Genomic DNA, 12,114 nt, shown 5'->3' with positions numbered 1-12,114 from the left:
GGCCGTGGCTCGACACATATACCAGTGCCCGCTGCGCTGGTCGGACATGGACGCCTTCGGGCACGTCAACAACGTCGTCTTCCTGCGGTACCTGGAAGAGGCGCGCATCGACTTCATGTTCCGGCTCGCGCCCGGTGACGGGTCCCCGTCGTTCTCCGGCGGATCGGTCGTGGCCCGCCACGAGATCGACTACGTACGGCCGTTGGTGCACCGGCACGAGCCGGTCACCATCGAGTCGTGGGTGACGAAGATCGGTGCGGCGTCGCTGACCATCGCCTACGAGATCAAGGACGCGGACCAGGTGTATGTGCGGGCCTCGACCGTGGTCGTGCCGTTCGATCTGGAAGCGCAGCGGCCGCGGCGGATCTCCGCAGAGGAGAGGTCGTTCCTGGAGGCGTACGTCGACGACGGTTCCGACAGTGGCTCGGGGGCGCTTGCCGCATGACCTCGCGGCTGCACTTCGCCGATGCCGGGGAGGCGGCGGACCTCGCCGCCTTCCTGGCGCGGCTGATCCACTACGACAAGGCGGCCGCCGTGCGGCTGCAGGCCGCCGGGGACACGCTCGCCGTGTTCGGGCGGCCGCCGTCGTTCGAGGTGCTCGTCATCCGTACGGCGCGGCTCGCCAAGCCGTACGAGAACGGGATCCACACCACGCTCGACGTCACCGTCTCCGCCGGTGAGTTCCTGGAGTCCGTGGGCGGGTCGGCGCAGTCCGTGACGGCGGCAGGTGTCGCCGCCGTGCCCGAGGCCGTGACCGGGCCCCCGTGGGCGGGCGTGCTGCCGCCGCGGGGCGGCTGGCGCCAGGAGCCGGGGCTTCCCGCGGCGGACGCGGTGCGGGGCCTGGTGGCGGCCGCCGTCACCGAATTCAAGGCCCGCGTCGAGGAGTTGCCGACGGAGCGGCGCGTGCGCGCCGAGCTGGACCGCGTGGGCCGGGAGATCTGGTCCCGCACGATCGGCGAGACGGGGCTGCCCGTCCGCGCCGCGCACGCCGCGCAGTCGCTGGGATTCCTGCGGGGGGACACGCTGACCCTGCTGTCCTCGGGGGCGTGGCTGCGACTGCGTACGGCTTATGGGTCCGTCGCGGTGCGGCGGGCCGGCGTCGGCGGGCTCTCGGTCACGCCCGCCTGACGTTTCGACGGGCGCGGCCGGGTCAGCCCTCGGAGTTCACCATCGACGCCGCCGCGTACGTCAGGTAGTTCCACAGCGTCCGCTCGTGCTCCTCCGAGAGCCCGAGCTGGTCGACCGCCGCGCGCATGTGCTTCAGCCAGGCGTCGTGCGCCGCCCTGTCCACCGTGAACGGCGCGTGCCGCATGCGCAGGCGCGGGTGGCCGCGGTTGTCGCTGTAGGTGCGGGGGCCGCCCCAGTACTGCATCAGGAAGAGCGCGAGGCGCTCCTCCGCCGGACCCAGGTCGCCCTCCGGGTACATCGGCCGCAGCAGCGGGTCCTCCGCGACCCCCTGGTAGAAGAGGTGCACCAGGCGCCGGAAGGTCTCCTCGCCGCCGACCTGTTCGTAGTAGGTCTGCTCCTGAAGCGTGCCGCGCGGGATCTCTTTCACACCGTCCATGGTCTCAGACGGGGCGACCGAGGACTGAAGGCTTAGGACCATCCCCCTTCGGCCTTCCCCGGGGCCGCACGGGATCATCCCGCTCCCGCCACTCGCATCGGCGGCGTCCGCGCAGCACAGTGGACTCATGGAACCCGATCCTGCACTCGTGGCCGAGGTCCGCACCGCCCTCGTGCGTGAGATCGAGGCAAGCGGGGCCTGGCGGGCCGATCCCGCCTGGCGGGCGGCGTTCGAGGCGGTGCCGCGCCATCTGTTCGTGCCGTACTACTACATCATCGGCAGGGGCGGCGCCTACGAACGGCTGTGGGGCGAGGACCCCGACGCCGCGCGCCGCACCCGCTGGCTGCGCGGCGCCTACGCGGACGCGCCGCTCGCGACCCGCGTACGCGACGGGGAACTGGTCTCGTCCAGCAGCCAGCCGTCCCTGATGGCGAAGATGCTCACCGAACTGGAGGTACGTGAGGACGACCGCGTCCTGGAGATCGGCGCCGGCACCGGCTACAACGCGGCGCTGCTCGCCCACCGGCTCGGCGACGACCACGTCACCACCGTCGACCTCGACCCCGAGATCACGGAGTCCGCGCGGCGGCACCTCGCGGCCGCCGGGCACCGCCCGGCCGTGGTGACGGGCGACGGGGCGGTCGGCTGTCCCGAGCGCGCGCCCTACGACCGGATCATCGCCACCTGCACCCTCACCTCGGTGCCCCGGCTCTGGCTCGCCCAGTGCGCGCCCGGCGCCCGTGTCCTCGCGCCGCTGGCCACCGGCCTGATCGCGCTGACCGTGCGCGACGCGGAGCACGCCGAGGGGCGCTTCCTGCACACGCCCGCCTACTTCGTGCCGCTGCGCGGCGGCAGCGGAAAGACCCCGCACGAGCAGCACATCGGAGGGCTGCCGCGCAGGGCCATGCAGAACGAGCTGTTCCGTTTCCTTCTGGAGCTGACCGGGGGCAGCCTCGACCCGCACGAGGCGCTGGCGCTGTGGGAGCGCGAGGGCCGGCCGGTGCGGGAGCGCTTCGGGGTCAGCGTGCGCGGGCGGTACGAGTGGGCCTGGCTTGACGACCCCGAAGGCCCGTACGCCTGGCCACTGTGACCGCCCGCTACAGAAGGGTGGTCAGTCGCGGCGGACCGTGATCGTCGTCCAGGCGCCCACGTGCACCTGGTCGCCGTCCTGGAGCGGGACGGGGACGAACGGCTGGATGGGCTCCTCGCCGCCGTTGACCGTGGTGCCGTTCGTGGAGTTCTGGTCGACGACCGCCCAGCTGCCGTCCGGCTGCTGGACAAGCACCGCGTGCTGGTGCGAGACGCCCGGGTCCTCCGGAGGCACTGACAGGTCGATGTCCGGGGTGTCGCCCGTGGAGTGGCGGCGGCGGCCGATGCTGATCTGGTTGCCGGCCAGCGGGCGCTGCTGCTCCGGGGAGTACGCGGGCAGGTTCAGGCCCGACGCCTCGGGGCCGCTGCGCTGCATCATCGCCATGAAGTACTCGCGGTCGGGACCGATCGTCGCCGTCCACGTGCCGGGGCCCTGCGGCGCCTGCGGCTGCGATACCTGCGGCTGCGATACCTGCGGCTGCGGGGGCTGCTGCTGTGGCGGCTGCGACGCCTGCTGCTGCGGAGCCTGGTGCTGCGGGGGAACCTGCTGGAAAACGTCCTGCCGCTGGAACGGCTGCTGCTGCGCCGGGGACGACGGCGGCGAGATCACCCAGTCGTCGTCGCCTCCGCCGAAGGACGGGCCGCCGGAGCCGGGCTGCGGCGGGGGAGGCGGTCCCTGCGGGGCGCCGGTCTCCTGCGGGAACGCGGGCGGACCCGGCTGCTGGAAGGCCTGCGGGGCGCCGGGAGGCGGGGCCTGGCCGGGGCCTTGCCCGCCGTAGCCCTGCTGGCCGGGGCCCTGCTGACCGGGACCGGGCTGATCGGGACGCCCGCCGTTGCCGTTGCCTCCGCCGTTGCCGAACGGCGGGATCGGCTCCGCGGGGCGGTTCATCTGCGAGGGGCGCGAACCCTGGTACTCGTACGGGCCCTGCCCGGGGTGCTGCGGAGGCACACCGGGACCGCCCTGGGTGCCCGGCAGCGGCGGGTTGGGCGCGGCCGGGGTGTACGACGTCGCCGTGTTCGTCAGGAAGTTCCAGCGGCACTCCTCGCAGAACGGCGCGTTCGCCTCGCGGGGCGTGCGGCACTGCGGGCAGAGCTCCGCCTCGGGCGCCGGTTCCGGCACGGCGGCCAGATGCGGGCGCCCCGGGCCGGGCTGCGGGAAGTTCGGGTCCTGGCCGGGGGGCGGCGGCGGATAGCCGTACCCGGCCGCGGGCGGCGGGGGAGGAGGGGGCGGCGGTACGGCACCGGCCATGCGGTGACCGCAGACCTCGCACCAGTCGTCGGAACCCGACTGGTGTCCGTTCGGGCAGGTCGGCATGTCGGCGCTTCCCCCTCTCCTTCTCCGGCCCGAGGGCCGTACGTACGCGGACGTTCTTCCACTGCTGCTACTGCTGGTGCTTCTTCACGCGAACGGTCTTCGTCGAGCGAGTCTCAAGTGTCATCTCGTCCGCCTCGGCGACCTTCGCCTTCAATCGAACAGTACCTTCCGCGGCATCCACCACGTCCACCACCTTCGAAAGCAGTTTCGCCGTATCCGCGTTGCCCGAGGCGGCCGCCAGCTGGACGGCGCGGCCCAGTTTGGCGGTCGCCCCGTCGACATCTCCCGATTTGCGGGCGTCCAGACCCTGCTGGATGACTTGCGCCAGTTCCGCCTGGCCCGTGTAGTGCGCGACCTGCGGATTGATGGAGGTGGAGGCGGCCATGTCGTCCGTCCACACCGCCCGCACCAGGCCCTGTGACAGCGTCTGCGCGCTCCCGTCGCCCTGCGGTACGACCAGGGAGACCCGGGCCGCGAGCATCTCCTGGCCGAGGTCGGCGGTCGGCACCTGTACACAGACGTGGTAGTCGCGGGACTCGTCGCCCCAGGACCCCGTCGGGTAGTCCCCGGCGCGCGGCCCCACCTCCGTACGGCGGTCGGTCAACTCCTCGACCCTGGGCGCCACTTGCTTGACGAACTTGATCTCCACGCCCACCGGCGTCCACAGCCGCAGGCTGACGTCGGCGACCTCCTTGCCCATCGCCGTCTCCATCATCTGTGTGAAGTCGGCGGAGAGATGGGCCGGGTCGGCGACGATGTCGGCGGTGCCGAGCAGCGCGGAGGCTATCCCTGTGACCTCCTTCACCTCCCAGTCCGTGCCGACGCCGCGGGCGTCGCAGGTGAAGCGGCCCGCGCAGGATTCGAGCGCGGCCTTGAGGGCGTCGGGTGACTCGTGTTCATTGCGGCCGTCGGTGAGCAGGATGCCGTGCCGCACCGCGGAGTCGGGTACGTCGGCGGAGGCCAGCAGGCGGTCGGCGAGCCGCAGCCAGGTGCCGATCGCCGTGCCGCCGCCCGCGCTGAGCCTGCGCAGCGCCTGCCTGGCATGCTCGCGGGTCTCCGGGCTCGCCACCGCCAGGCGGCCGTTGCCCGGATAGACCTCCTTGGCGACGTGCGTACCGCCGATCACCGCGAAGCGCACGCCGTCGCGCACGGCGTCGATGGCGGCGGCCGTGGCGTCCCTGGCGCCCCGCATCTTCGTCGGCGGATAGTCCATGGAGCCGGAGCAGTCCACCATGATCGCCACGGCGGCGTCCGGGCTCTGCCCCGCGGAGTACAGATGCGGGGCGCCCACCGCGGTGCCGATGGTGCCGCCCCCGGTGGAGGTCACCGTGGCGATGGCGTTGACCTCGCGGCCGCCCTCCGGCAGGAACTCGTTCTGGTAGACGTCGACCGAGAACTGCGGCACGTTCGACTTCGAGAAAATGGCCATGGATGCTGCTCCCCCTCAGATCCTCAGAACTCCCGACAGCCCCGGTACGGCCCCCGGCCCCCGTCCGGCGCTAGGCCGATCCTGCCCCTTGCGGCGCGTACCGGAACGGGACGACCGCCACTGTTACGTTGTCGTGGCCCCCGCCGTCCAGCGCGTGGCCGACCAGCACCTGGGCGCTGTGCAGCGGCCGGTCCGCGGCGTCGGCGGGCACGGCCCGCGCCATCTCCTCGACCGCTTCCGCGTAGTTCCACAGCCCGTCCGTGCACACCACCACTACACCCGCCCGGTCCGGCTTGAAGGAAGCGGTGTGCGGCTCCAGTTCGTACGCGTCCGCGCCGAGCCAGCCGGTGATGGCGTGCGCGCGCTCGTCGGCGTACGCCTCGGCCTCGTTCATCAGTCCCGCGGCGACCATCTGCGCGGCCCACGAGTCGTCCTCGGTGAGGCGGACGGTGGGGCCGCTGCGGTCGTCGGGCACCCAGTAGGCGCGGCTGTCGCCGACCCAGCCGATCACGAGCAGCCCTCCGGCGACGACCGCGCCGACCAGGGTGCAGGCGGGCGCGTTCTGGTGCGGGCTGTGCTCGCGCGCGGAAGTGGGCTCGTCGGCCAGCGAGTTGACGGCGTCGGCGGCCGACAGGATGGCGTCGTGCATGGCCTGCTGCGGGTGCGTGCCGCGCGGCAGCGCGCCTTGCAGGGACTCGTTGGCGGCGCGGGAGGCGGCCAGGGATGCCTCGTCGGGGCGGGTCGCGGAGGAGACGCCGTCGCAGACGATCGCGACGACGGCGGGGGAGCCGTCGGCCAGCGCGGCCGCGGAGATCACGAACGCGTCCTCGTTGCGGTGGTGGCGCAGGCCCCGGTCGCTGACCGCGGCGACCGCGTCCAGCTCCTGCTCCATGTGGTCGCGCTCACGCGGCTGGGCGTGCCCGCAGTTCTCGCAGTAGCCGTCCGGGTCGACGCGGCCGGAGCGGCAGGCCACGCAGAGCTTGGTGCCCGCGGGCAGGGCGGGGTCGGGTGCGTTGGTACGCGGGTCGGTCGCCGCGGCGTCGGGGGTGACCGTCGCGTCGGGGGCGGCCATCGCGTCCGGGGCGGGAGGCGCGCCGGGGGCGGGAGGCGTTCCTGGAGCGGGAGGTGCCCCTGGGGCGGCAAGCGCGTCGGGTGCGGCAGGAGTGCCTGGGGCGGCAAGCGCGTCCGGGGCGGGAGGCGTACCCGGGGCGGCGGGTGCACCCGGCGCGGCAGGGGTGCCCGGTGCGGCGATCGCGTTCGGGGCGGGAGGCGTACCCGGGGCGGCGGGAGTGCCCGAGGCGGCAAGCGTGTCCGGTACGGGAGGCGTACCCGTTGCGGCAGGAGTGCCCAGGGCGCTAATCGCGTTCGGCGCGGCAGGGGTGCCCGGTGCGGCGATCGCGTCCGGTACGGGAGGCGTTCCCGGGGCGGCGGGTGCACCCGGCGCGGCAGGCGTACCCGGTGCGGCGATCGCATCCGGCGCGGCAGGCGTCGGCAGTGGGTACTCGTCCGGCTCCGTCAGCTCCGTCCCCGCGGAGTCCGTGCCCGGCAGATCGGTGGAGAGATGGGTGGGCGCCGGGGTGTCGGAGCTGTCGACCTCGGGCGCGACGGGCCACTCGGAGGGCCGACCGGCCGCGGCCCCGTTGGGGGACGTGACGGGACGGGCCGGCACCGCCGACAGGTCGTACCCGCACGCACCACAGAACAGGTCACCCGACTCCAGCGGCTCCTCGCAGCCGGGACAGGCAGACAGTTGGGGCATCTGCGGCATCTGCGACATCACTCACACCCACGTCCGGGGGCGGAAACGGTTGGCCCGCTCCACCAGTTCGATCCTCTCCTCGCCACCCTGTGCGAGCCGGGCCAGTGTCCGGTACGAACGCTCCAGACCGAACCGGAGACCGCGCTCGTCCAGATCACTGCCGAGCAGCACGGTCCGCGTTCCGGTGGTGTCCGGTGGCGCGGAGACGTGACCAGAGTGCCTACCGGAGAGTACCCAGTCGAGCGCCGTCCCCAGCACCTCGGTCGACAGGCGCTCCCTGCGCACCGCGTCCAGACCGAAGCCCGCGAGCGCCTCGATCTGCCCCGCGGCGGCCGTCAGGTCGTCCAGGAACGCCGAGCCGGGCGACGCGGCCCGCGACTCCATACGGCGGCGAAGGCGCGCCCGCACCGCCGCGACCCGGGCCGCGGTGTAGTGGATGGACGACTCCGGCACCGACTCCAGGGTGCGCACCGCGCCCGTCCTGTCGTCGGCGGCGAGCCGCACCCGGGCCAGGCCGAACGCGGCGCTCACATAGCTGGGGTCGGTGGTCCACACCAGGCGGTAGTACTCGGCGGCGTTGTCCAGCTGGCCGAGGACCTCCGCGCAGACGCCGAGCGCCAGCTTCGGCGCGGCCTCGCCGGGGAACGCGTCGTAGACCGCGTCGAAGGAGAGCGCCGCGCTCTCGAAGTCGCCGGTGGCCAGGGCCGCCACGCCCCGGTACCAGACCACCCGCCAGTCGTCGGGGTGCCGGCGCTCCAGGTCGGCCAGCGCCTCGGCGGCCGGGCCCACCTCGCCCATGGCGAGCCGCGCGCGCAGCCCGCGCAGCTGCAGCTCGACGGAGTCGGCGGGCGCCGCCCCGAGCGCGGTGATCAGCTCGGCGGGCGCGGACGTCATCAGACCGGCGAGGAAGCCCGCGTTCGGGTCGTTCGGGTCGACGCGCGGCACCGGCAGCGCGAGCGCGGTCGCGGCGGCGTCCAGCGGCCGGACGATCGCGGCGGGCGGCGGCGCGGGCGGCAGCTCACGGCGGCTGCCCGAGCCCTCCGGGACCAGCGGGCGCACCCCGAACCGCGACACGTCGCCCGACAGCTCGGCGAACAGCTCCGTGTCCGTGACCTTCACCTCGGGGCCGAAGAGCGTGGAGAGCGAGGGGCGCGGCTTGCCGGTCTGAAGCGCCACGACCTCCCGCAGTACGCCCGTCAGCTGCTCGGCCATCTCCTGCGCGGAGGCGAAGCGGCGGGCCGGATCCGGGTCGGTGGCGCGTACGAGGAGCCGGTAGAACGACTCGTACGTACGGAAGACCTCGATGTTGTCGGGGTCGGGCAGGGAGTCCACGAACACGTTCGTATAGCCCTGGAAGTCGAACGTCAGGACGGCGAGGGTGCGCGCGACCGTGTAGAGGTCGGAGGCCACCGAGGGGCCAACCTCGGCGACTTCGGGGGCCTGATAGCCGACCGTGCCGTAGATCGCGGACTCGTCGTCGTCCATCCTGCGGACCGCGCCCATGTCGATGACCTTGAGCTGGCCCTCGGTCTGGATGGCGTTGTCGACCTTGAAGTCGCAGTACAGGAGGTTGCGGCTGTGCAGATGGCCGAGAGCCTCCAGCGCCTCGATGCCGTACGCGCACGCCTGCTCGACCGGCAGCGGGTCGCGCTTGCCGTCGGCCGTGCGTCGGTCGTTGGCGATCTCCTTCAGGGATTTGCCGCCGACGTACTCCATGACGATGTAGCCGTCCATGGAGCCCGTGCGCTGGTCGAGGTGCTCGACGAAGTTGTAGATCCGCACGATGTTGGCGTGCTCGATCTCGGCGAGGAAGCGGCGCTCGGAGATCGCGGCGGCCATCGCGTCCTGGTCGCCCGTGTCGAGCAGGCCCTTGAGGACCACCCAGCGGTCGGACACCGCCCGGTCGATGGCGAGATAGACCCAGCCGAGACCGCCGTGCGCCAGACAGCCCACGACCTCGTACTGGCCGTGCACGATGTCGCCGGTGTTCAGCTTCGGCACGAACGAGTACGGGTGTCCGCACTTGGTGCAGAACCCCTCGGTGCGGCCGGGCCGCTCCCCGCGCGCGCGGCCCACCGGCGCCCCGCAGTCCGAGCGCGAGCAGAACCGCTTGCGCTCGGGCACCTCCGGGTTCTCCTGCACCGCCCCGCGCGGATCGGGACGCGGCACGTCCGGCACGGTGACCAGACCGACGCCGAGCCGCCCCCGGCTCGACGACGAGGCCGCGGAGCCCGAACTGCGCACCGACACCGAACGCGACGTCGAACCGCCCGACACGGAACGGGAGAGCCGCCCCGACACCGACCTGCGCGAGGACTGCGACCGGGACGAGCGCGAGGACGCTCGGGAAGAGGAGCGGGCGCTCGAACTGCCCGACCCCCGCGCCTCCTTGCCGCCGCCCGTGACACCCGTCGGAGGCGAGCCGACCAGCCCGTTCGGCGCCACGACAGGGGCGAGACCGCACGTGTCGCAGTACAGCTCGCCGCCGCCGACGTCCTCGTACGACCCCGGGCATCCGGGCCGCTGACACTGCCGCTCGCTCACGCTTCCCCCCTCCGGTCGGCGGGCCCGCCCTGCTGCGGGACCCTCGGCACGAGCACCTCGGCGGCGGCCTGCTGATAGCGCAGCACCGCCTGCTCGGCCACGCGCAGATCGCAGGGCGCGCTCCACAGCATCCGGCGCGCCGCGTCGTACCGCTCGATCAGGAGCGGGTCCTCGGCGTGGCCGTGCCGGGCGACCTTCGCCTTGTACGCGTCCAGGCGGCCGCGCAGCTCGGCGCGGACCGCGAGCGGTGCCGTGACGGCGGACAACGACTCGCGGGCACGCAGCAGTTCGTCCTCGGCCTTCCGCTCCAGGGACTCCAGGAGCGGCGAGAGGCGGTGCCACTGGGCGTGCCTGCGGTAGTCGGAGGCCATCGCCAGCTGCTCCTGGAGCACGGTCGGCGGGCCGCTGACCGCGGGCACCTCGGAGGCGGCGATCTTCGCGAGGACCTCGCCGCGGGCGTTCCTCGCCTCCGCGAGGGTGCGGTCCGCGCGGGAGAGCACGTCACGCAGCCTGCCGAGGCGGGCCTCCGCGTCCTGGCGGACGGTGAGCACCGCCTCGATCTCGCGGCGCACCTCTTCCAGGGCGCGCGCCTCACGGTCGTAGCGGTCGGTGTGCGGGCGGCCGCCGCCGGGCGCCGAACTGCCCTCGGCGCGCTGCCAGAAGGCGAGCGGGTCGCTGATCACCTGCTCGCGCAGGGCCGTCAGGGCGCGCGTGATGCGCTCCAGGTCGTCGCCCGAGGGGTGCTCCCCGGGGCGTACGCCGACGGAGTGCGCGAGGTGGCGGGTGCGGGCCAGCTCGGCGGCGAGCAGGTCGATGCGGGCGGGCAGCGCCGACCACACGGCGTCGGCGGCGACGACCATGTCGAGGGAGTGCGCGTACAGGTCGTTCATGCGGGTCACCAGCTCTTCGAGCGTGAAGCGCTCGGTGAGCCTGGCGGGTCCGGTGATCGACGGGGACGTGCCGGACGTGGAGCCGCCCGAGACGGTGACGGACCCGCCGCGCAGCAGCTCGGTCAGCTCGACCAGGTCGTCGCGGTTGAGCCAGCGTCTGCGGGCGCGCAGCTCGCGTGCGGTGTTCAGGGCGCCGGCGTAGGCGTCGAAGTAGGCCCACAGCAGGGTGATACGGCTCTCCGTGGCCACCCAGCGCTCCTGGGTGACGCCGGTGAGCCGGGCGCCTTCGAGCAGGCGGCGGCCCGCGTGGTCCTGCAGGGCGAGGAGCGAGGTCTCGATCGCCTCGTGCTCGGCGTCGAGCCGCGCCAGCGCACGGTCCACCTCGTCCCGGTCCATCACCGGACCGGGGGGTCCCGTGCCGCTCATCGATCACCTCTCCGCTCTGCTGCGTTGCCGTAACACTTCAGTGGTATCAGGTCAGTTGCCCGCGTCAGTCGCGGTACTCGGGGGCCGGTGGGCCGGACGTCCTGCCGAGGGCCTTCTCCAGCCACTTGTCGTAGGACTTCCGCCAGCCGTGCTTCTCGTCCTCGCGGTAGTCGTCCAGGACCTTGTTGACCCGGCGGACCAGGTCGTCCGAACCTTTCTTCATCGCCACGCCGTAGTGCTCCGTGGTGAACGGCCCCTCGCCCTTGAGTTCGACCGTCGGGTCCTGCGCCGCCTGGCTCGCGGCGAGCGCGCTGTCGGTGACCACGGCGTCCACCTCTCCGAGTTGGAGCCGCACCAGGCAGTCGAGCTGGTTGGGCACCGTGGTGGAGATATCGGCGCCGAAGTTCTTCTTCTTGAGCTCCTCCAGGGCGATGGAGCCCACGGCCGAGCAGATCTTCTTGCCCTTGAGCGTTTCGTTGTACCCCGTGATGTCGGACTTCGGCTTCCTGGGGGCGAGGACCTGCTGGCCCGTCTCGAAGTACCCCGTGGAGAAGTCGACGTCCTTCAGACGGTCGCAGTTGACCGTCATGGTGCGTACGACCATGTCGACCTGGCCGCTCTTGATCGCCGGGATGCGCTGGTTGGTGGGTATGGCGCGGAAGACGACGGCGTCGCGGTCGCCGAAGATCTCCTCGGCGATCTCGCGCGCGAGGTCGATGTCGAACCCTTCGAGCTCGCCGCCCTCCTTGTTCGGGTCGCGGTAGCCCCAGCGGTAGCTGTTCTGGTCGACGCCTACGACGAGCTTCTTCACCTCGCGGTTCTTGATGGCGTCGATCGTCGGGCCGTCCTCGTCCGAGGGGGACAGGCTCCGGTCGTTGCAGTCGCCGGCGTCGGCCCGCGCGGGCGCGGCCACCGTGACGCCGGAGCCGCCGCCCGCCGCCGCGCCGTCGCCCTTCTGCGGAGGGAGGGCCAGGACGAGCGCCCCCGTCACGGCGCAGGCGAGCCCCATCGCGCCGACTCCGCCCCAGCCGCGCAGCCTGACGCCCGAGCCACGCAGCCTGACCGTGCCACGTCGTGTACGCATCGTCCGCGCGCCCC

The 12,114-nt window shown here is 73.1% G+C and carries 11 protein-coding genes; 4 read left to right on the top strand and 7 right to left on the bottom strand.

Annotation, left to right across the window (positions count from 1 at the left end; translation table 11 throughout):
• Window positions 1-4: 4 nt before the first annotated feature.
• Complete coding sequence (locus ACWDVB_RS34510; protein WP_451518063.1) at window positions 5-445, top strand: acyl-CoA thioesterase; 441 nt, start codon at window positions 5-7, stop codon at window positions 443-445.
• Window positions 442-1,128 (top strand): hypothetical protein, encoded by a 687-nt coding sequence (locus tag ACWDVB_RS34505; protein WP_451518062.1) that lies wholly within the window; start codon window positions 442-444, stop codon window positions 1,126-1,128. The genes ACWDVB_RS34510 and ACWDVB_RS34505 overlap by 4 nt, the downstream gene beginning before the upstream one ends.
• Window positions 1,129-1,150: 22 nt before the next feature.
• Here the strand turns inward: ACWDVB_RS34505 and ACWDVB_RS34500 are convergent, their stop codons facing one another.
• A complete protein-coding gene (locus ACWDVB_RS34500) occupies window positions 1,151-1,564 on the bottom strand; it encodes a globin (RefSeq protein WP_451518061.1) in 414 nt (137 codons plus the stop codon).
• A gap of 127 nt (window positions 1,565-1,691) precedes the next feature.
• Between ACWDVB_RS34500 and ACWDVB_RS34495 the strand changes: the two genes are divergently transcribed.
• Window positions 1,692-2,654: a methyltransferase domain-containing protein gene (locus ACWDVB_RS34495; protein ID WP_451518060.1), complete on the top strand. Its 963-nt coding sequence runs from the start codon at window positions 1,692-1,694 to the stop codon at window positions 2,652-2,654.
• 21 nt (window positions 2,655-2,675) lie between these two features.
• Here ACWDVB_RS34495 and ACWDVB_RS34490 read toward each other — a convergent pair whose 3' ends face one another.
• From ACWDVB_RS34490 to ACWDVB_RS34475, 4 genes are all read right to left on the bottom strand, one after another.
• On the bottom strand, window positions 2,676-3,968 hold the full coding sequence (locus tag ACWDVB_RS34490; RefSeq protein WP_451518059.1) for an FHA domain-containing protein: 1,293 nt from the start codon (window positions 3,966-3,968) through the stop codon (window positions 2,676-2,678).
• Window positions 3,969-4,035: 67 nt separating this feature from the next.
• The gene (locus ACWDVB_RS34485) at window positions 4,036-5,397 is read right to left on the bottom strand and encodes a vWA domain-containing protein (protein ID WP_451518058.1); all 1,362 of its coding nucleotides are present in this window, start codon (window positions 5,395-5,397) and stop codon (window positions 4,036-4,038) included.
• Window positions 5,398-5,467: 70 nt separating this feature from the next.
• Window positions 5,468-7,156, bottom strand: coding sequence for a protein phosphatase 2C domain-containing protein (locus ACWDVB_RS34480; protein ID WP_451612020.1), 1,689 nt, complete (start codon window positions 7,154-7,156; stop codon window positions 5,468-5,470).
• A gap of 21 nt (window positions 7,157-7,177) precedes the next feature.
• Entirely contained in the window at window positions 7,178-9,325 is a 2,148-nt protein-coding gene (locus ACWDVB_RS34475; protein WP_451518057.1) for a tetratricopeptide repeat protein, read from the bottom strand.
• A gap of 10 nt (window positions 9,326-9,335) precedes the next feature.
• Here ACWDVB_RS34475 and ACWDVB_RS34470 point away from each other — a divergent pair, with 10 nt between their 5' ends.
• Complete coding sequence (locus ACWDVB_RS34470; RefSeq protein WP_451518056.1) at window positions 9,336-9,683, top strand: hypothetical protein; 348 nt, start codon at window positions 9,336-9,338, stop codon at window positions 9,681-9,683.
• Window positions 9,684-9,696: 13 nt separating this feature from the next.
• Here ACWDVB_RS34470 and ACWDVB_RS34465 read toward each other — a convergent pair whose 3' ends face one another.
• Both ACWDVB_RS34465 and ACWDVB_RS34460 read right to left on the bottom strand, forming a co-directional pair.
• Window positions 9,697-11,016, bottom strand: coding sequence for a hypothetical protein (locus tag ACWDVB_RS34465; protein WP_451518055.1), 1,320 nt, complete (start codon window positions 11,014-11,016; stop codon window positions 9,697-9,699).
• Between the two features lie 64 nt (window positions 11,017-11,080).
• A complete protein-coding gene (locus ACWDVB_RS34460; RefSeq protein ID WP_451518054.1) occupies window positions 11,081-12,100 on the bottom strand; it encodes a glutamate ABC transporter substrate-binding protein in 1,020 nt (339 codons plus the stop codon).
• Window positions 12,101-12,114: the final 14 nt, after the last annotated feature.

This window comes from Streptomyces sp. NPDC003379, assembly GCF_053589195.1.
The sequence above is the reverse complement of the archived record's forward strand: the minus strand, read 5'-3'. Positions and strand labels throughout refer to the sequence as shown.